We start from the raw sequence: 19,546 nt of genomic DNA, 5'->3' as shown, positions 1-19,546 counted from the left end.
GTCTCCGTTCTGACCTATCGTGAACTCCATGTACGACTACATCCGCGACGGTGCGGAGATCTATCGACAGTCCTTCGCGACTATTCGAGCCGAGGCGGATCTTTCGGCGTTCGCCCCTGACGTTGCGCAGGTCGTCGTTCGGATGATCCATGCCAGCGGTGAAGTCGACCTCACCGAAGTTGTCGGTGCCACACCGTCGGTTGTTTCCAACGCCCGCTCAGCCCTTGCTGCAGGTGCACCGGTTCTGTGCGATGTGAAAATGGTCGCAGCAGGTGTCACGCGCCGACGGTTGCCCGCCGACAACGAAGTGATCTGCATGCTGTCGGATCCGAGAGTGCGTGATCTCGCGGCCAAGATGGGTACGACTCGAACTGCAGCCGCGCTCGAATTGTGGGGAGATCGGCTCGATGGCGCCGTAGTTGCGATCGGTAATGCGCCGACAGCGCTGTTCCATTTACTCGAGATGCTGGCTGCAGGCGCGCCCAAACCCGCCGCGATCGTCGGGGGTCCGGTCGGTTTCATCGGTGCTGCCGAATCCAAGGAGGACCTCATCACCTCGAACTTCGGTCTCGAGTATCTGGTGGTTCGGGGGCGGCGTGGCGGTAGCGCCATCACAGCTGCCGCAGTCAATGCCATTGCAAGCGAGGAAGAATGAGCATAATTCCAGGCAAGTTGTGGGGCGTCGGCATCGGGCCCGGGGATCCCGAACTGGTGACGGTCAAAGCTGCGCGGGTCATCGGTGAAGCCGATGTCGTGGCATTCCACAGCGCCAAGCATGGCAAATCCATCTCACGCGGAGTCGCCGCCGGCTATATGCGCGAAGGTCAGATCGAAGAGCACCTGGTCTACCCGGTCACCACGGAGGCCACCGATCACCCAGGTGGCTATCAGGGAGCTATCGACGAGTTCTACGCCCAGGCAGCCGAACGCCTTGCCGCACATCTCGAGTCCGGACTCTCGGTGGTCCTTCTCGCCGAGGGCGACCCGCTCTTCTACAGCTCCTACATGCACATGCACAAGCGGCTCTGCGACCGATTCGACGTCGAGATCGTACCGGGTGTGACGTCGGTGAGCGCCGCCTCGGCCGCATTGAAGACACCACTGGTCGAGCGAGACGAAGTCTTCACGGTGCTACCCGGAACGCTGCCTGTCGCCGAGCTGACCAGACGGCTTCGAAACACCGATGCGGCCGCAATCATGAAGCTGGGGCGCACCTACCCCAATGTTGCAGCTGCACTGAAAGACTCAGGACGACTCGACGAAGCTTTCTACGTCGAACGCGCCAGTACCGGTAGCGAACGGGTCCTTGCCGCTGCCGACGTCGTCGCCGACGAGGTGCCGTACTTCTCCATCGCAGTCGTACCGAGCCCGGCGAACAATCCCGTCGAATCGCGCACGCTGGGTGAAGTGGTCGTCGTCGGGCTCGGTCCGGGCGCAGACAGGTGGACGACGGACGAGGTTCGTCATGAGCTTCGCGCTGCCACCGACCTCGTCGGTTATGTGACGTACCTCGATCGAGTCCCGTTGCAGGCCGGACAGATTCGGCATGCAAGCGACAACAAGGTCGAGTCCGAACGCGCTGCCTTCGCATTGGATCTCGCGAAGCGGGGTCGACGGGTTGCCGTGGTGTCCTCCGGCGATCCTGGAGTGTTCGCAATGGCCTCGGCGGTAGTGGAAATTGCCGCCGAAGATCAATGGTCTACCGTGCCGGTGCGGATCGTTCCCGGAATGACCGCCGCCAATGCGGTTGCAAGCCGCGTCGGTGCACCACTCGGACACGACTATGCCGTGATTTCGTTGTCGGATCGACTCAAACCCTGGGACGTCGTGGCCGCCCGCTTGTCGGCTGTGGCCGAAGCGGACATGGCGATTGCCATCTACAACCCCGCCTCGAAATCGAGGACATGGCAAATCTCGGCGACACGCGACATCCTCCTCGAGCATCGTGGACCCGACACCCCGGTGGTCATCGGCCGCGCGGTGGGAAGCGAAGACGAGTCGGTGACCACCGTACGGTTGGCCGATCTCGCCGAAGCGAGGATCGATATGCGATGCCTCCTCATCGTGGGATCCTCGCTTACCGAGATCATCGACACGGGAAGTGGCGCAATGATCTTCACGCCACGCAGGTATCCCGCGACAAAGGGACGGGCCTAGCCGGAGAGCGAACCCAGCCAGGTGACGACGTCGTCCACGGTGTGGACCACACGTCGATCGGGCGGCACTGTCGGCCGGGCGATCATGATCACTGGAATACCCAGTTCTCTCGCTGCGGTGATCTTCGCTTCGGTCATCACTCCGCCGCTGTTTTTGCTGATGACGGCGTCGATCCCACGGCGACGCATCAGTTCGATCTCGGAGTCGAGGTCGAACGGCCCTCGCGCGAGCAGTAATTCGTGATGGATAGGAAGTACCGGGTCCGGTCGATCGATACTACGAATCAGAAACCAGCTGGATTCGACCGCCGCGAATGCCGCTACCTCCTGACGCCCGATCGTCAGCAGGACGCGACCGACGTCGGCTGGAATCGCCGCCGCTGCTTCGCCTGGGGTGAATACCTCTATCCACTGGTCACCGGGCCTGCGGGACCATGGCGTGCGATGCAGTCCGAGAAGCGGGATGCGATGGTGTGCAACTGCGATGGCGGCGTTGTTCGAGATCGTGGAGGCGAAGGGATGCGTCGCGTCCACCATCGCGTCGATCTCGTGATCGTGCAGCCAACGGGTCAGCCCGTCGGCCCCGCCGAACCCGCCGACGCGCGAAGTGCCGAGCGGGAGTTTCGGGTCCCGGACGCGGCCGGCGAGAGAGGTGACGACGTCGAATCGATCGTCGCCGGACAACCGTGCGGCCAGCTCTCGCGACTCGGAGGTGCCTCCGAGTACCAGCACCCTCACTGCTTGATCGATATCCACTGCGCAACCGGAAGCTGCGGGCGCCAACTCGTGAACGAGCCCAACGGCTCTCCCCGGTAGATCTGGAACTTCCTCAACGACCCACCGTACCGATCCACGCAGTGGAGAAGAAGCGCCTCGGATTCGGCCGTCACCGCATTCGCGACGAGTCTCCCCCCTGCTCGCAGTTGTGACCAGCAGGCTTCGACCATCTCTCTCTGGGTCAGTCCGCCACCGATGAACACGGCATCGGGCTGCTCACCGTCGCCGAAGCAGTCGGGTGCAGCGCCTCGAACCTGAAGTCCCGGAACACCGAGCGCATGTGCGTTGACTTCGATCTGTGATCGCCGTGCCTCGAGAATCTCGAATGCGACTGCGGTGCACCGTGGATCCGTTCGCATCCATTCGATACCGATCGATCCGGACCCGCCTCCGACGTCGAACAACACTTCTCCCGGCGTCGGGGCAAGCGCGCTGACCGTCAAGGCGCGAACCTCGGATTTGGTCAGCTGACCGTCACCGGCGTAAACAGCGTCGGGCAGCCCTGGGATCCGACTGATCCGAGTCGAAGTGGGCGAGAACACGCACTCGACAGCGACGACGTTGAGCGGATCTCCGGGCGACTCGCCCCACGTGCGCGCAGTACCGGTCACGGACCGTTCGGCGTGTCCACCGAGTTGTTCGAAGACTGTGACAACCGAGTCCGCGAACCCCGATTCGCGCAGCAACGACACCACCTGAGCGGGGGTGTGCCGGTTTCGGGAAAGGACGATCACTCGGCTGCCGTGAGCCAAGGCGGGTAACAGCGTCGCGGCTTCGGAGTTGACGAGACTGACTGCGGTGGTGGTGTGCACCGCCCAGCCCAGCCGCGCACAGGCCAATGACATCGACGACGGGGCAGGCATCACATGCAACCGCTGGGCGCCGAATTCCCTCGCCAGCGTGACTCCGATGCCGTGGAACATGGGATCCCCGCTGGCGAGTACGCATACCCGCTTACCGTCGAACTCGTCGATCGAGGCTCGCAGGCCGGGCAACATCGGGGACGGCCACGGACGTACACGATCGTCCGGTATGGGAAGCGTCGCCAACTGCCGAGTCGAGCCGAAGACCACGTCCGAGGACAAGATCACAGCCCTGGCGGATTCGGCTACACCTTCCCAACCGTCCGCTCCGATACCGACGACGGCGATACGACCGACAGGGAGCATCAGCGAGGCATCTTTCGCCAGAGCCACGACGGCAGCAGCTTCAATCCGGCGTACAGGGGTCCGAGAATGCCGGGCACCCACACCCGAGACTTCTTTCGTGCCAGTGCATGCACGACGGCATCAGCAACTTGGTCCGGCGTACTGGAAAACGGTGCGGGAGACATCCCCTCGGTCATCGATCCGATGACGAATCCTGGGCGAACCAGTAGCAGTGATACCCCAGACCCATGCAGTGCATCCGCTAGACCGCCCGCGAAACCGTCGAGGCCGGCCTTGGCCGAGCCGTACACATAGTTGGCTTTGCGCACGCGAACGCCTGCCACGGAGGAGAACACTACAAGTTCGCCGCTCCCCTGTTGGCGCATCATCCGAGCCGTATGAGTGAGAACGGAAACCTGGGCGACGAAGTCGGTATGCACTATCGCCATCGCATGCTCGGCGTCCGATACCGCCCGTGAATGATCGCCGAGGATTCCGAATGCCAGAACAACGGTCGCCAACGGGCCGTACTCCTGCGCGACGGATTCGAGAAACTCGCCGTGCCGGCTCACGTCGTCGGCATCGAACTCCACCGTTGCGACGCTGTGTGCACCACCGGCCCGCAATCGCCCTACCTGCGAGGAAAGCTGGTCGCTCCGCCTCGCGGCAAGTACGACGGTCCGACCCGGTGCGAGCCGCGTCGCCACCTCCATACCGATCTCGCTGCGGCCCCCTAGAAGCAGGACTGTGCCGACATGGCGCGGAAAAGTGTCACTGGGTGGAGTGGACGTCACGACTGACAGTCTCGCCGATTACGGTCGTAGCATGGCCACCACCCCCGCAGACCCCGCAGCCCTCACCGCCGAGGCGACCGAATTTCTCACCCAACGTCATCTCGCCACGCTGACGACACTCCGCGCCGACGGCACTCCCCACGTCGTCGCTGTTGGGTTCACCTGGGATCCCGAAGCTCGCCTTGCGCGCGTGATCACCGGCCGAACGACACAGAAGGCGATCAACGCTGCACGAGGTGGATACGCAGCTGTCAGTCAGATCGAAGGACCGCGATGGCTGACTTTGGAAGGGCCGAGCACCGTGCTGACGGACCGAGACGACGTCCACGAGGCCGAGCGGAGATATGCCGAGCGCTACCGAGTCCCTCGGGAGAATCCAGAACGCGTCGTCATCACGATCGCCGTCCAACGGATACTCGGCTCCCGGTCACTGCTCGCGCGCTGATCTACGTGGTCGGCAATACCGCCAGCCCGTGCGGCCGAAGATTGACCGACTCACACCCGTCCGCGGTGACGATCACGATGTCCTCGATGCGCGCACCCCACTGGCCCCGAAAATAGATCCCGGGTTCGATGCTGAAGGCCATCCCCTCGACCAATTCGATGTCATTGCCTGCCACGATGTAAGGCTCCTCGTGAACCGACAGACCGATTCCGTGGCCGGTGCGGTGCAGGAACACATTTCCTAGTCCCTCGGCGGACAGCACGTCGCGCGCTGCCGCGTCGATGGTCTCGGCTCGCGCACCGGGCCTGACTGCGTCGACTGCCGCCTGTTGTGCTCGCTCGAGAACGGCGTACTGCTCGGCAACTTCGGCAGAGGGCTCGCCCAGAACGTAAGTCCGCGTCGAATCGGAGTTGTACCCCGGCGCGACGGGCCCGCCGATGTCGATCACAACGACATCTCCTGCCTCGATGATGCGCTCCGACACCTCGTGATGCGGATCCGCGCCGTGGGGACCGGAACCGACGATGATGAACGCTGCCTCGGTGTGTCCCTCCTCCACGATCGCGGCGCCGATGTCGTGCGCAACTGCAGCCTCAGTTCGGCCGACCCTGAGGAAGTCCCCCATTCGGGCGTGCACCCGGTCGATTGCATGGCCGGCGCGCCGAAGCGCCTCGATCTCGGCGCTGTCCTTCGACATTCGCAGTTGCCGCAACACCGCGGTCGCCAAAATCGGTGTCCGCCCCATTTTCTCGGCCAACGGCACGAAGTGCAATGCCGGCATGGCGTCGTCGACCGCGGTCTTCGCACCGGACGGCAAGATGGCGGCGACAAGTGCGTAGGGACTGACTCCATCCACCCAATCGGTAATGACGAGACCGAGATCACCGACCGCGGAATCCCGCAAGGCTGCCAACTCGATCCGCGGGACGATCAGGGTGGGGCTCGAGCCATCCGCAGGGATCACCAGGCAGATCAGCCGCTCGAACGAACTAGCCCGCGAACCGACCAGATATTGCAGATCTGGACCAGGGGTGACCAGCAAGGCATCCAGACCCGCCTGCCCGGCGTACTCGGCCGCGCGAGCCAGCCGCGAAGCATAGATTTCTGTCGCGAATCGGGTGGGTGACGACGTGGAATCGGAACTCATGACTTCAGGTTAACGGCGTTTGGCAAGATGATGTCCATGACAGCCCCGGGAACGTCACCTCTTCTCCTTCTCGACGGAGCCAGCCTGTGGTTTCGGGCCTACTACGCGCTACCCGAATCGATCACGGCCCCGGATGGGCGACCGGTCAACGCCGTGCGGGGATTCATCGACATGGTCGCCGCTCTGATGGCTCGAACCGAGCCGCGCCGTCTCGCCGTCTGCCTCGATCTCGATTGGCGCCCACAGTTTCGAGTGGATGCAGTGCCGTCGTACAAGGCGCATCGCGTCGCAGAAGTACTGCCCGACGCCGGATCGAGCGAGGAAGTACCCGAAACACTGACACCGCAGGTCGAGATGATCATGAACGTTCTCGCTGCCGCGGGGATCGCCACTGCCGGATCGGTCGGACTCGAAGCCGACGACGTACTCGGAACTCTGGCCGCGCGCGAGCGAGAAGATCCGGTCGTCGTCGTCAGCGGAGATCGAGATCTGCTGCAGGTTGCATCCGATGAACCCAACCAGGTCAGGGTGCTCTACGTCGGGCGGGGGTTGGCGAAGGCCGAGTTGTTCGGCCCCACGGAAGTGGCAGACAAGTACGGGGTTCCCCTGCACCGGGCGGGCGAAGCATATGCCGAACTCGCCCTTCTACGCGGTGATGCCTCGGACGGGCTCCCGGGCGTGAAAGGCGTCGGCGAGAAGACGGCGTCGACGCTCATGCTGCGCTACGGCTCGGTGGCCGACCTGCGCGCAGCGGTGAACGATCCAGCATCCGATCTAGCGAAGGGCATCCGAGCAAAACTGACCGCGGCGAGTGACTACCTGGACGCAGCACTGCCCGTAGTTCGCGTCGTCACCGATGCCGAGGTCGAGTTCTCACGGCCGGACATCATCCCAGCTGTGCCCGCCGACCCGGATCGGCTGTCGCAGCTGGCTTCCGAACTCGGAATCGGCAGCGCCGTGGATCGACTGACCTCGGCACTGGGCACCTACGGACGTTCCTGACGTACGAAACCCAGCTGCACTCCGTATCTCAGCTGGGTTTCGTACGTCAGTTGGTCCCAGTACGTCAGTTGGTCCCGGTATGTCAGCGCGGACGTGATACCTCGTAGGTTCCGGTGTCATCGGTGAACGTCAACGTCACCTTCTTGTCGATGCCATCGACTCGCACCGAGCAATCGAAGGATGCACCTTTTTCGACGGCCTGGCCGCTGGGGCAATCTACGTTCGAAACGCTTGTGGCGCCGTAGGTTCCGGAGACAATCTCTTCGATTCCGGCCTCGGCTGCGTCAGCATCGAGGGTCTTCGTTCCACCCAAGGTCGCAAAAAGCACCCCACCGATGAGAAGAATTGCGACGACCAACCCGCCGATCACGAACAGGGGTGTCTTCGACTTGGTGCCCTGAGGTGGTTGTTGACCTGGATTCCACTGCTGCTGACCGGGCTGCTGCTGACCTGGATACATGCTGCCGTACTGGGCCTGCGGGTTTTGACCTTGTAGATACTGCCCCTGCGGATACTGGCCCTGCGGGGACTGACCTTGCGGGAACTGACCCTGGGGAAATTGGCCTTGTGGGAACTGGCCTTGCGGGAACTGGCCCTGGGGAAATTGCCCCTGCGTGAACTGGCCCTGCTCGAAGGACTGAGTTGGATAGTTACCCTGCCCCTGGGGCTGCGCTGGGTATTGCCCCTGTGAATAGGGCGGCTGCTGCGGGTAGCCCTGAGTCGGTTGGCCAGATGTGGGTCCGGCTTGGCCCCATGCTTGCTGACCAGGTGCTTGCTGACTGGGTCCCTGTTGCTCCCATGGCTGACCGGTCGTCGGGAATTCAGAACCAGAATGGGTCTCCGACGCTGGTTCTTCCCGTTGCCCCTGATTACGCGACCACTGCTCATCAGGGTTGTTCGGACCGTAAGGGCCGGTCATCTCGCCTCCACTTGAATCGATGTCGTCACACCTTAACGGAATTACCTCAAGCCGCATCGACTGCGACAACACCACGTCGTAAGGCAGTAACTGCGCGAGCAGCCGTCTTGGATATCTCCGGATCCGGCGAAGCGAGACGTACTTGATCGAGTAGATCGATGACCTGTCGGCACCATCGAACGAAATCGCCCCCGGACAGAGCTTTTCCGTTGTCTCCTGCAGCTACGAGAGCATCTACGAGCGAGCTGTCGCTGGCCCAGCGATACACGGCTTTCACGAACCCCATATCGGGTTCACGTGTCGGCGGTAGAGAGTGTCGAATCTCGTCGGCGCGCAATTCCGTCCATACCCGGACCGTCTCGGTCAGCGCATGACGCACGGGTCCGGTTGGCCCCTGCGGAGTCGAGTCGCCTTCTTGTCGTGACTCGAACACGACCGAGGACACAACGGCTGCAAGTTCGGCGGGAGCAAGGCCGAGCCAGAGGCGTTGCCGCAGGCACTCGGCGACAAGCAGGTCCGATTCGGAGTAGATGCGGCTCAATCGCGAACCGTTGCCCGTCACCTCGGGTGTACGACCGGCAGTGATGTACTCCCTTTCGGCAAGCAGCGACAAAATCCGATCGAATGTACGCGCCAACGAATTGGTCGTGGCGGACACCTTGCGTCGCATCGATTCGTTCTCCCGAGCAAGCCTGTTGTACCGCTCGCCCACTCGGCCGAGTTCCTCACGATCGGACCTCGAATGAACTGGATGCGAACGTATGCTCCGCCTCAACGTGGCGAGTTCGCGGTCGTCGGCCGCCGTGGATTTACGGCGTCGGTGATCCGATGGCACGGAGATGCCGGTCGAACGCAACGCCGCCGCCAAATCACGCCGAGTCCTCGCTGTTCGATGATCGACGTAACGAGGCAAACGCATCGCGCCCAAGGAGTCTGCAGGAGAGGGGAAGTCGGCAGCCGACACTCGTCCGGCCCACTTGTCCTCGGTCAGAACCAGGGGCCGAGGATCGGTGAGGTCGTCATCGGGCTCGAGGACAACAGCCAACCCGCTGCGTTTGCCGCTGGGAACGGATACGACGTCGCCACGCTTGAGAGTTCGTAGCGATTCGACGGCATTGTCCCTTCGGTCCTGCCGTCCCTGACGCTCGAGGGTTTTCTCGCGGTCCTTCAGTCGTTCCCGCAGTTTGGCGTACTCGAAGTATTCGCCCTCCGGTCCACCCAGTCGCGCACCCAACTGGGTCAGAGTCACATCGTTGCGCTCGATGCCGCGAACGAGACCGACGACAGATCGGTCCGCTTGAAACTGGGCAAACGAGCGTTCCAGCAATGCGCGCGAGTCGGCAGCTCCGAACTGTTCGACCAGATTGATCGACATGTTGTAACCCGGGCGGAATGAACTCCGCAGCGGAAAGGTGCGGGTCGATGCCAGACCCGCTACTTCGGTCGGCTCGGTTCCCGGCTGCCACAACACGACCGCATGACCTTCGATATCGATGCCGCGGCGGCCCGCTCGACCCGTCAGCTGGGTGTACTCCCCCGGAGTCAACTCCGCATGAGTTTCGCCGTTGAACTTGACCAGCTTCTCGAGCACGACGGTGCGTGCAGGCATATTGATGCCCAGAGCCAAGGTTTCGGTGGCAAACACTGCCCGGACCAGGCCTTTGACGAACAGCTCTTCGACCGTATGTCGGAAGACCGGCAGCATGCCCGCATGATGGGCAGCGAGACCCCGCTCGAGGGCCTCGCGCCACTCCCAGAAGCCGAGTACTTCGAGATCCTGACGGGGAAGCTCGGAAGTGTGCTTTTCGACAATGTCGCGAATCTCTTCGACCTGCTCCGGCGTCGTGAGAACCAACCGGGAACGCAGACATTGCGTCAGCGCGGCGTCACAACCGGCACGGCTGAAGATGAAAGTGATCGCCGGGAGTAGACCTTCCTGATCTAGCCGAGCGATAACTTCGGGCCGCGGCAGAGGGCGATTGTTCGCACTCGCTCCGTGTCCACCACGCCCGCGCCCTCTTCCATGGGGCGCTTGCCATCTGTCGACGTAATCGAGTGACTGCCGTTCCTTCACATGGCGGACCAGATCGCGGTCGACGACAGGTTTTGCCGCACCCCCGCTGGAGTGAGAGCGATTGTCGAACAAATCGAACAACCGGCGGCCGACCATGATGTGCTGCGACAACGGCACCGGTCGATTCTCGTCCACCACGACGGTGGTATCTCCCCGGACCGTCTCCATCCACGCGCCGAACTCCTCGGCGTTGCTCACGGTCGCCGACAGGCTGACCAGTCGAACGTCCTGCGAGAGATGAAGAATCACCTCTTCCCACACCGCACCCCGGAACCGATCCGCGAGATAGTGAACCTCATCCATGACCACGTGGGACAGTCCCCGAAGGGCATTCGAGTTGGCATAGAGCATGTTTCGCAAGACTTCGGTCGTCATCACGACGATCGGAGCATCGGGATTGATGCTCGAGTCACCGGTCAACAGGCCGACAGTCGACCGGCCGTACCGTGCCGTCAGCTCGGCGAACTTCTGATTGCTCAGTGCTTTGATCGGAGTCGTATAGAAGCACTTGCGACCCGATGCGAGGGCGAGATGAACGGCGAACTCACCGATAATCGTTTTACCCGCACCGGTGGGAGCGCACACCAGCACGCCGTGGCCTGCCTCCAACGCCGTACAGGCATCGATTTGGAAACGATCGAGTGGAAAGCTCAGCTCACCGGCGAACTTCTGCAATTCGGACGTCGAGGCGCTCACTCGATCACGTCAGATCGTGTCGGTGAAGTCCTGCTGGGGTTGACGGGGTGCCTCGACCTTGCTCGGTGCCTCGACCTTGTTCGGTGATTCGATGGATCCAGTGAAATCGATCGACGATGCTTCGTCATCGGATACATCACCCCATTCCTCGCTACTCTTGCGCAATTTACGCCTGTCGTGAATGCGAGCGATCTGCACTGCCATCTCGAACAGGATCGTAAGTGCCAACGCCAATGCCAACATCGAGAACGGGTCTTGTCCGGGCGTTGCGATCGCAGCGAAGACGAACAGTCCGAAAATCAGTCCGCGGCGCCATGCTTTCAATCGTTCGTAGGTCAAGATGCCCACGAAATTCAACGCCACCACCAGAAGCGGAATCTCGAAGCTGACACCGAAAATGATCAGCAAATTGATCAAGAACCCGAAGTACTGGTCACCGCTGAGCGCCGTGATCTGAACGTTGTCACCGATGGACAACAAGAAGTGCAGGCCCTTGGCCACGACGAAGTACGCGAGAATCGCACCTGCGACGAACAGTGCAGCCGCGGACGACACGAACGCGATCGCATAACCGCGTTCCTTCGCGTAGAGACCTGGGGTGATGAAGGCCCACAGCTGGTAGAGCCATATAGGACATGCCAACACCACGCCGGCGGTGAACGCGACCTTGAATCGGAGGAGGAACTGATCGAATGGGCCGGTAGCCAGCAAGCGGCACGAATCGTCGTTGCTCAGATTCGCTCTCAAACTTGGATCGAGCGAGCAATAAGGACCGCGTAGGAGGTCACCGAGGCTCTCGAAGCCGAACAAGGTGTGCGAGTACCAGAAAAAGCCGAAGGCCGTCGTCACGGCAACGGCGAGCAGAGCCCACATCAACCGAGTCCGCAACTCGTACAAGTGATCGACCAACGACATCGTGCCGTCGGGATTCAGTCGGCGCTTGCTTCGCCTTGGGTCGAACGGGATTCGCATTCTCTGTCTTCGCTCAGCAGTGAACCGGGGTGCTGATCAGCACCCCGGTTAGCTACGTATCGTTCTTCTCAGGCCGACTTGGTGTCAGGTCGGCTGCTCACACCGTCGACGGGATGAGCGTCCACGGCGTGCGGGTCGACCGGCACCGCAGGATTGAGCTGCGTCGGCGCGGCAGGTTGAGCGGCAGGAGCTTCGGCCTTGCCGTCGTTCTGCATCTCCTTCACTTCGCTTTTGAAGATGCGCAGCGAGCGGCCCAGTCCCCGAGCTGCTTCGGGCAGCTTCTTGGAACCGAACAGAATTACGACGACCACCGCGACGATGGCCCAGTGCCACGGGCTCAAGGCTCCCATGTGTACCTCCCAGAATCAGATACCTCGAGCGTACCCGACATCAGACCTAGTCGGACCCGAAGAAACCGAGTGTTAACGGCAAGTTCATTGATATTGAGCAGTGCGAAACAACCTCGCTCGAATCATTCACCGAGCTCAGCATAAGCAGCCAGCGCGGTCTGGGCGCGTTCGTTGACGCTGCGCTGCAGTTCCGGCGGTCCGAGCACCGCGATACCCGTACCGAAACCAAGCGTCAAACGGGTCATCCACGCCAAGGTCGCGAATCGCATCGTCACCGTGATCGAGCCATCTGCCGCAGCACCTATCTGAGTCATCGGGTAGTAGTCCATCACCCACACGAAACTGGGTTGGATCTCGAGTAGAGCCTGTGGGAGCGAGGGGTCGTCATTGAAGATCTCGAAACTGTCGTCCTGTGGCACGCCCTCGGGAGGGCGCGACGGCTCGGAAAGCTCGACTGCGCTGTCGATTCGATCGAATCGAAACAGTCGCACTCCCTCGGCGCGACGGCACCAAGCCTGCAGGTAGCTGTGATCGTCGATCAGGACAGTTCGGATCGGATCGACGATTCGTTCGGACACGGCGTCACGCGAAGCGGAGTAATAGGTCAATTCGAGCGCATGTCGATTCCGAAGGGCAGAGCGGATGGCGGCCGCCGCCTCGCTCTCCGGTACCGATGTCGCCGTATCTTGCCCGGATGATCGGGGGACGTTGGCGGCAGCAGCTCCCGCCGCATCCTCGATCTTCGCGATCGCGCGCTGCGCAGCTGACGGATCCACCATCCCCGGCATCGAGGTCAATGAACGAAGTGCGACGAGCAGGGCCGTGGCTTCGGTCGACGTCAACCGCAGCGGACGATCGATTCCGGCAGAGAACGTCACCTCGATGCTCTCCTCGGAGAAGGACAGGTCGATGAGATCTCCGGGACCGTAGCCGGGCAATCCGCACATCCAGAGCTGATTCAGATCGGTCATCAGGGTCGTGGTGGATACGCCGAGCTCGCGCGCTGCTTCGGCTGCGCTCAGGCCCGGATTGGCCAGGAAGAAAGGCACCATGTTGAGGAGTCGGGCCAACCGCACCGACAGTCGCGCGCTCACCGTGACGCCGCGACCGCTGCGGAACGCAGCGCACGAATGACGTCGGCACGTAGCTCCGGCGGATCCAGTACCAAAGCATCACCCCCGTGCCCTGCCACGAGACGGGTCACCCATTCCCACGAACGTACCGGGATCTGTACGACCGATCCGCTTCTTCCGCCGACTGTGCGGTCCTCCAGCGCAGTTCCCAGTCTTCTGATCTCGAATGCGGCATCGTCGACAACCCAAACGGTTGCCGATCCGCTGACCTCCGCGGTTCCGGCAACTCGTTCGACAATGGACTGAAGATCGATGCCCTCGGGCTTACGGACACTTCCGGTGCGCCCGAACGTGGAAACGTCATCGCCGATCCGCGACAACCGGAACGTCCGAATGTCGTCGCGATCGACGTCGTGCCCCACCAGGTACCACCGTCCGCGAAACGTGACTACGCCCCACGGTTGCACGGTGCGAGTGACGTAAGGGTCTGTGGTCGAGCCTCGATGCTCGAAACGGACGGACCGCCCCGCGTCGATTGCCGAAAGCAAGGCACCGAGCGCAGGTTCGGAGCCTCTGGTCCGCGCTGGAACCGCGGTGACCGACGCCGCCGATTGGTCCTGATCGACCTGAATGCCGGCGGCACGTAGCTTGAGGAGCGCGCTTTGCGCTGCGGAAGTCAACTCTGGGGACTCCCACAACTGCACGGCGACTGCGACGGCGGCGGCTTCTTCTCGGCTGAGATCGATGGCCGGGAGCTCGTAGGCATCACGATTGATCCGATAGCCCTCGATCCCTCCCGAGCCGGCAGCCAGCCCGGTCTCCAACGGCACGCCGAGATCGCGGAGTTCGTTCTTGTCTCGCTCGAACATGCGACTGAACGCTTCGTCGGTCCCCGAGTCTCCGTACCCTGCGACGCTGTCTCGGATCCGCTCCGCGGTCACGAACTGCCGCGTCGACAGGAGACAGATGACCAGGTTCATCAATCGCTCGACTTTGGTGATCGCCACTATGGCAGCCTAATGGTCGATGCGTGACCCGCTACATCGAAGCGATCAGACGCTCCACGCGTTCGTCGACCGAACGGAACGGATCCTTGCACAGCACGGTGCGCTGTGCCTGGTCGTTCAGCTTGAGATGTACCCAGTCCACGGTGAAGTCGCGTCCTGCTTCCTGCGCGGCGGTGATGAATTCGCCTCGTAGCTTCGCGCGAGTCGTTTGCGGTGGCACATTGACCGCCTCGTCGATTTGTTCGTCTTCGGTGATGCGTTTGACCAAGCCTTTGCGTTGAAGAACGTCGAACACCCCGCGACCGCGCTTGATGTCGTGATACGCCAAGTCGAGCTGAGCGATCTTCGGATCCGACAGCTCCATCGAGTAGCGATCCTGGTAACGCTGGAACAGCTTGCGCTTGATCACCCAGTCGATCTCGGTATCGACCTTCGCAAAGTCCTGCGCTTCCACGGCGTCGAGAGTGCGGCCCCACAGATCGACCACTTGCTCCACCTGTGGATCGGGTTCTCGGGACTTCAGGTGTTCGACGGCTCGCGCGTGGTACTCACGCTGGATCTCCAGTGCACTGGCCTGACGGCCACCGGCCAGGCGGACAGGCTTCCTGCCGGTCAGATCGTGGCTTACCTCGCGAATCGCCCGAATCGGGTTGTCCAGAGCGAAGTCTCGGAAGGAGACGCCGGCCTCGATCATTTCCAGAACGAGCGCAGCGGTACCGACCTTGAGCATGGTGCTCGACTCGGACATGTTCGAGTCACCGACGATGACATGCAGACGCCGGTACTTCTCGGCATCGGCGTGTGGTTCGTCTCGGGTGTTGATGATCGGTCGAGAGCGCGTAGTCGCGGAGGACACACCTTCCCAGATGTGTTCGGCCCGCTGAGAGAGGCAGAACGTCGCAGCTTTGGGGGTCTGCAAAACCTTGCCGGCCCCACAGATCAATTGGCGAGTCACCAGGAAAGGCAGCAAGACGTCGGAGATTCGGGAGAACTCCCCTGCGCGTGCCACCAGAAAGTTCTCGTGGCAGCCGTAGGAGTTACCGGCCGAATCGGTGTTGTTCTTGAACAGGTAGATATCGCCGCCGATACCTTCTTCGGCGAGACGCTGTTCCGCATCGATCAGCAGGTCTTCGAGCACGCGCTCACCGGCTCGGTCGTGCGTGACGAGCTGCAGAAGGCTGTCGCACTCGGCCGTCGCGTACTCCGGATGCGAACCTACGTCGAGGTACAACCGCGCACCGTTACGAAGAAAAACGTTGGAGCTACGGCCCCAGGACACGACTCGGCGAAACAGGTAGCGGGCCACCTCGTCGGGACTCAGCCGCCTGTGCCCGTGAAATGTACATGTCACACCGAACTCGGTCTCGATGCCCATAATTCGTCGTTGCACACTTCGACAGTACAACGACCCAGCACCCACCTGGGGTCCGAACGTCCCGACTTCTGTCGTGTCACCTCGCTCCGCATAGGCTTGAACTGTGAAGCACAGGCCATCGCGACTACCCGACCTGATCCATACCTGGGACGTAAGAGTGTTCGATCGCATTGCTGTGAGCCGCGCGTCCGCTGCCGATCCACTGTTGCGCGAACTCAGTACGGCCGCGAATCACAGTCTTCTGTGGGCAGCCTCGGCAGGACTGCTCGCTGCCCGCCCCGGCCCGACGCGTCGTGGCGCTGTTCGCGGACTTCTTGCCGTCGCCGGCGCAAGTGCAGTCGCAAACGGCGTTCTCAAGCCACTCCTACCGCGTACCAGGCCAGGGTTCGAGCGGACTCCACTCGTCCGGCGCCTGCTGTCTCCACCCGAGTCTTCCTCATTCCCGTCCGGACACTCCGCGTCGGCGGCAGCATTCGTTGTCGGGGTTTCCCTCGAATCACCGCTCGCAGGAGCGCTTGTGGCTCCGCTCGCAGCCGCAGTCTGCTATTCAAGGGTGCACACGGGCGTCCATTGGCCATCCGACGTCGTCGCAGGCGCTGCTCTGGGTGCGGGTATCGCCCTGTCGACCAGGAGGTGGTGGGCGGTTCGCACAGAGGAAGCAGCAGAGCTCGGCACTTCCATCGAAGCACCCGCGTTGCCGAAGGGAAGAGGACTACTCATCCTCACCAATCCGGGTTCCGGGACGAACGACGACATGTCGGCCGTAATCAGCGAACTGCTCCCCGAGGCCGAACAATTCGCCCCGGATGTCGACACCGATTTCAACGAACAACTCGAGAAACGCATCAGCGAAGGCAGACCGCGAGCGCTGGGAGTGTGCGGAGGTGACGGCACGATCGTCAGTGTGGCGGAATCAGCTGTTGCACACGGACTCCCGCTTGCAGTGTTCCCTGGAGGAACGCTCAACCATTTTGCCAGAGACGCCGGGGTCGCCAGCGTCGAAGCGACAGTGCATGCCATCGAGAGTGGATACGCATCGCGGGTCGATCTCGCATCGGTGATCGTCGACGGTTCTCGGTCTGTTCATTTCGTCAATACGGCAACGTTCGGCGGGTATCCGGATTCCGTACGACTTCGAGAACGCTTGGAAGGCAAGATCGGTAAATGGCCGGCAGCGGCGGTAGCGATGATCCGTGTTCTGGCAGCGGCGGCACCCTTGAAGATTTCCCTCGACGGCCAGCCGAAATCGGTGTGGATGCTGTTCGTCGGCAACGGCCAGTACCACCCCAGTGATCAGGTTCCGATGTCTCGACGCTCCATCGGTTCTGGCACGCTCGATGTTCGGTATCTTCCATCGAAGCCGTTTCTGTCGCGCACGAGACTGCTGATCGCAGCGTTGACCGGCACGCTCGGAACTTCGGCAACCTATGTGCATTCCGTTACTAGAACGTTGAGTGTGAAGGTCACCGGCTCGGAGGTTGCACTCGCGACCGACGGCGAAGTAACCGCTGACGGTAGTGAATTCACGTTCTCCACCGACGACAATGGCCTCGTACTCTACCGCGACAGGTAGCGCACGAGGCCGGCCCGCAACAACTCAATCAGCCGTCGAGGACTCGGAAGTCGATGCGAGATTGGGCAACATTTCCTGCAACGCCGGGCCCGCTATGCGTCGAAACGCACGCCGGGGGCGAGCTTGGTCGAGAACGGCGACTTCGAGGGAACTGACTTCGAGAACTTTCTTCTCGGAGTCGACTCCGGTCGTAGTCGTCGACACCGTGCCCTGAGCAAGTGCGTCGACTGCGATATTCACCGCAGCGCTGAGGTCGAGCCCCCGCCGGTAGGACGTCCGAAGCGCGGTGACTATCGGTTCGGTAGTGCCGCCCATGACGACGAACTCCTTCTCGTCGACGATCGAACCGTCGTAGGTGATTCGGTACAGCTGCGTCGACGACGGCTCATCGGAGTGACCTACCTCGGCAACACAGATCTCCACCTCGTACGGCTTGAGTTGCTCGGTGAAGATCGTACCGAGCGCCTGGGCGTAGGTTTTGGCGAGAGAACGTCCGGTGACATCACGCCGGTCGTAGGTGTAGCCCTTGGTATCGGCGTGCAGAATCCCAGCCTTGCGGAGGTTTTCGAACTCGTTGTACTTGCCTACGGCTGCGAAACCGAGTCGGTCGTAGAGTTCGCTGACCTTGTGGAGTGCCGAAGAGCGGTTCTCGGCGACGAACAACACACCCTCGGCGAAGGTCAAGACGATGACACTTCGACCTCGTGCGATGCCTTTGCGTGCCAGCTCCGAGCGATCGCGCATGATCTGCTCGGCTGATGCGTAATACGGCATCGTCATGACGAAAGCCCCCCGTCCTGAGCGCGTTCGGCTATCACTGCCCGAGCGGCATCGGTAATTCGTGATTCGGCAACGTCGACCGCACCGACACTCGTGATGGTGACAGCGGTCGGATAGATGCCACGTGTCACATCCGGTCCACCAGTCGCGGAGTCGTCATCTGCTGCGTCGAAGAGGGACTCCACGGCTGCACGCAGCGCGGCTTCCTCGTCCATGCCCGGTGAAATCAGCTTCTTCAGTGCCGATTTCGCGAACAGCGATCCCGAACCCACCGAGTGATAACCGGATCGCTCTTCGTACCTGCCGCCGACCACGTCGTATGAGACGATGCGACCAGCAACCTCGGGATCGGCTGCGTCGACGTCGAATCCGACCAGCAGGGGCACTGCTGCCAGGCCCTGCATTGCGGCACCCAGGTTGCTACGGACCATCGAAGACAGCTTGCTCGCCTTACCGTTGAACGTTAGCGGAACGCCCTCGATCTTCTCGTAATGTTCGAGTTCGACGGTGAACAGACGCACGAGTTCGATTGCGATGCCTGCAGTCCCGGCAATGCCCGCCGCCGAGTATTCGTCGGTGACGAAGACTTTCTGCATGTCTCGGTTGGCAATGAGATTGCCCTGAGTCGCACGACGATCGCCGGCGATGAGAACGCCACCGGCGAAGGTGACCGCGACGATGGTCGTACCGTGGGGCGCCAGATCCGACATCGTCACGAAATCGCCTGCACTTCCGCGTGGATCCGCACCTGCTTCCGGCGAAAATCGATTTCCCGGAAGCAGGTGCGGCGCATGATCACGTAGGTGGTCGGTGAACGAAGAATGATGCGAGCCGAATGTCGGCAGCAGATCATCGAGCACAGACGCCGTCCGGTCCAACCTCACTGGCCGCCCTTCTGAACGTAAGCACGTACGAAGTCTTCGGCGTTTTCCTCGAGCACGTCGTCGATCTCGTCGAGTAGGTCGTCGGTTTCCTCTGCCAGCTTCTCGCGCCGTTCCTGACCACCGCCGGCCTCACCGGGGACCTCGTCGTCGCCGTCGCCACCGCCAGAGCGTCGTGTCTGCTCTCGAGCCATAGTCGCCGACCTCCTTACGTATTCGCAGTACCTGCTCGGACCTTCACCCTACCGATTCGGCGCTGAGACGGGTGGCAAGACACCAGATCAGGCAGGAGCGGAGCCCGCGGAGTGACCGACGTCAGGCAGGAGCGGAGCCCGCGGAGTGACCGACGTCAGGCAGGAGCGGAGCCCGCGGAGTGA

Annotated in this window: 19 protein-coding genes; 5 read left to right on the top strand and 14 right to left on the bottom strand. The window is 62.0% G+C overall.

Translation table 11 applies throughout. From position 1 onward, the window contains the following. The first annotated feature begins 28 nt into the window (after positions 1 to 28). On the top strand, positions 29 to 655 hold the full coding sequence (locus tag ABIB36_RS19230; RefSeq protein ID WP_084348909.1) for a precorrin-8X methylmutase: 627 nt from the start codon (positions 29 to 31) through the stop codon (positions 653 to 655). Further along, positions 652 to 2,157: a precorrin-3B C(17)-methyltransferase gene (gene cobJ, locus ABIB36_RS19225; RefSeq protein WP_354562328.1), complete on the top strand. Its 1,506-nt coding sequence runs from the start codon at positions 652 to 654 to the stop codon at positions 2,155 to 2,157. Before ABIB36_RS19230 ends, cobJ begins: the two co-directional genes overlap by 4 nt. Here cobJ and ABIB36_RS19220 read toward each other — a convergent pair. The 3 genes from ABIB36_RS19220 to dprE2 are packed head-to-tail and all read right to left on the bottom strand — an operon-like array spanning position 2,154 to position 4,884. Further along, a complete protein-coding gene (locus ABIB36_RS19220) occupies positions 2,154 to 2,912 on the bottom strand; it encodes a cobalt-precorrin-6A reductase (protein WP_354562330.1) in 759 nt (252 codons plus the stop codon). The two genes, cobJ and ABIB36_RS19220, sit on opposite strands and share 4 nt — an antisense overlap. Next, positions 2,891 to 4,123 (bottom strand): precorrin-6y C5,15-methyltransferase (decarboxylating) subunit CbiE, encoded by a 1,233-nt coding sequence (gene cbiE / locus ABIB36_RS19215; protein ID WP_502944946.1) that lies wholly within the window; start codon positions 4,121 to 4,123, stop codon positions 2,891 to 2,893. Before cbiE ends, ABIB36_RS19220 begins: the two co-directional genes overlap by 22 nt. Continuing rightward, a complete protein-coding gene (dprE2, locus tag ABIB36_RS19210; RefSeq protein ID WP_502944947.1) occupies positions 4,102 to 4,884 on the bottom strand; it encodes a decaprenylphospho-beta-D-erythro-pentofuranosid-2-ulose 2-reductase in 783 nt (260 codons plus the stop codon). The genes cbiE and dprE2 overlap by 22 nt, the downstream gene beginning before the upstream one ends. 22 nt (positions 4,885 to 4,906) lie before the next feature. Here dprE2 and ABIB36_RS19205 point away from each other — a divergent pair, with 22 nt between their 5' ends. Next, positions 4,907 to 5,320: a pyridoxamine 5'-phosphate oxidase family protein gene (locus tag ABIB36_RS19205; protein ID WP_084348905.1), complete on the top strand. Its 414-nt coding sequence runs from the start codon at positions 4,907 to 4,909 to the stop codon at positions 5,318 to 5,320. Position 5,321: 1 nt separating this feature from the next. Here ABIB36_RS19205 and ABIB36_RS19200 read toward each other — a convergent pair whose 3' ends face one another. After that, positions 5,322 to 6,467 carry a M24 family metallopeptidase gene (locus tag ABIB36_RS19200; protein WP_354562333.1) on the bottom strand — a complete coding sequence of 382 codons (1,146 nt, stop codon included), beginning with the start codon at positions 6,465 to 6,467 and terminating at the stop codon, positions 5,322 to 5,324. Positions 6,468 to 6,494: 27 nt separating this feature from the next. On the opposite strand from ABIB36_RS19200, the gene ABIB36_RS19195 reads away from it, so the two are divergent. After that, positions 6,495 to 7,469 (top strand): 5'-3' exonuclease, encoded by a 975-nt coding sequence (locus ABIB36_RS19195; protein ID WP_084348903.1) that lies wholly within the window; start codon positions 6,495 to 6,497, stop codon positions 7,467 to 7,469. Positions 7,470 to 7,551: 82 nt separating this feature from the next. Here ABIB36_RS19195 and ABIB36_RS19190 read toward each other — a convergent pair whose 3' ends face one another. From ABIB36_RS19190 to pafA, 7 genes are all read right to left on the bottom strand, one after another. Next, a complete protein-coding gene (locus ABIB36_RS19190) occupies positions 7,552 to 8,388 on the bottom strand; it encodes a DUF4333 domain-containing protein (protein WP_354562336.1) in 837 nt (278 codons plus the stop codon). Between the two features lie 46 nt (positions 8,389 to 8,434). Further along, positions 8,435 to 11,158, bottom strand: a complete 2,724-nt coding sequence (locus ABIB36_RS19185; protein WP_084348901.1) for a DEAD/DEAH box helicase — start codon at positions 11,156 to 11,158, stop codon at positions 8,435 to 8,437. Between the two features lie 9 nt (positions 11,159 to 11,167). Next, a complete protein-coding gene (tatC, locus tag ABIB36_RS19180; protein WP_084348900.1) occupies positions 11,168 to 12,130 on the bottom strand; it encodes a twin-arginine translocase subunit TatC in 963 nt (320 codons plus the stop codon). A 68-nt stretch (positions 12,131 to 12,198) separates the two neighbouring features. After that, positions 12,199 to 12,480 carry a Sec-independent protein translocase subunit TatA gene (tatA, locus tag ABIB36_RS19175; protein ID WP_084348899.1) on the bottom strand — a complete coding sequence of 94 codons (282 nt, stop codon included), beginning with the start codon at positions 12,478 to 12,480 and terminating at the stop codon, positions 12,199 to 12,201. Positions 12,481 to 12,602: 122 nt separating this feature from the next. Further along, a complete protein-coding gene (locus ABIB36_RS19170; protein ID WP_084348898.1) occupies positions 12,603 to 13,574 on the bottom strand; it encodes a helix-turn-helix transcriptional regulator in 972 nt (323 codons plus the stop codon). Further along, the gene (locus ABIB36_RS19165) at positions 13,571 to 14,560 is read right to left on the bottom strand and encodes a helix-turn-helix transcriptional regulator (RefSeq protein ID WP_084348897.1); all 990 of its coding nucleotides are present in this window, start codon (positions 14,558 to 14,560) and stop codon (positions 13,571 to 13,573) included. Before ABIB36_RS19165 ends, ABIB36_RS19170 begins: the two co-directional genes overlap by 4 nt. Positions 14,561 to 14,591: 31 nt before the next feature. Continuing rightward, positions 14,592 to 15,950: a Pup--protein ligase gene (gene pafA / locus ABIB36_RS19160; RefSeq protein ID WP_179142432.1), complete on the bottom strand. Its 1,359-nt coding sequence runs from the start codon at positions 15,948 to 15,950 to the stop codon at positions 14,592 to 14,594. Between the two features lie 88 nt (positions 15,951 to 16,038). Between pafA and ABIB36_RS19155 the strand changes: the two genes are divergently transcribed. After that, on the top strand, positions 16,039 to 17,508 hold the full coding sequence (locus ABIB36_RS19155) for a bifunctional phosphatase PAP2/diacylglycerol kinase family protein (RefSeq protein WP_306294127.1): 1,470 nt from the start codon (positions 16,039 to 16,041) through the stop codon (positions 17,506 to 17,508). Between the two features lie 24 nt (positions 17,509 to 17,532). Here ABIB36_RS19155 and prcA read toward each other — a convergent pair whose 3' ends face one another. From prcA to ABIB36_RS19140, 3 genes are read right to left on the bottom strand one after another with little or no spacing between them, the layout of a single operon-like run. Then, positions 17,533 to 18,288, bottom strand: coding sequence for a proteasome subunit alpha (prcA, locus tag ABIB36_RS19150; RefSeq protein ID WP_084348895.1), 756 nt, complete (start codon positions 18,286 to 18,288; stop codon positions 17,533 to 17,535). Then, positions 18,285 to 19,172 (bottom strand): proteasome subunit beta, encoded by an 888-nt coding sequence (gene prcB, locus ABIB36_RS19145; protein ID WP_084348894.1) that lies wholly within the window; start codon positions 19,170 to 19,172, stop codon positions 18,285 to 18,287. The genes prcA and prcB overlap by 4 nt, the downstream gene beginning before the upstream one ends. Then, a complete protein-coding gene (locus ABIB36_RS19140) occupies positions 19,169 to 19,363 on the bottom strand; it encodes a ubiquitin-like protein Pup (RefSeq protein WP_084348893.1) in 195 nt (64 codons plus the stop codon). Before ABIB36_RS19140 ends, prcB begins: the two co-directional genes overlap by 4 nt. Positions 19,364 to 19,546: the final 183 nt, after the last annotated feature.

It is taken from the genome of Rhodococcus sp. UYP9 (assembly GCF_040547235.1).
Taxonomy (GTDB): Bacteria; Actinomycetota; Actinomycetes; order Mycobacteriales; family Mycobacteriaceae; genus Rhodococcoides.
This window is presented reverse-complemented; position numbering and strand designations above follow the sequence as displayed.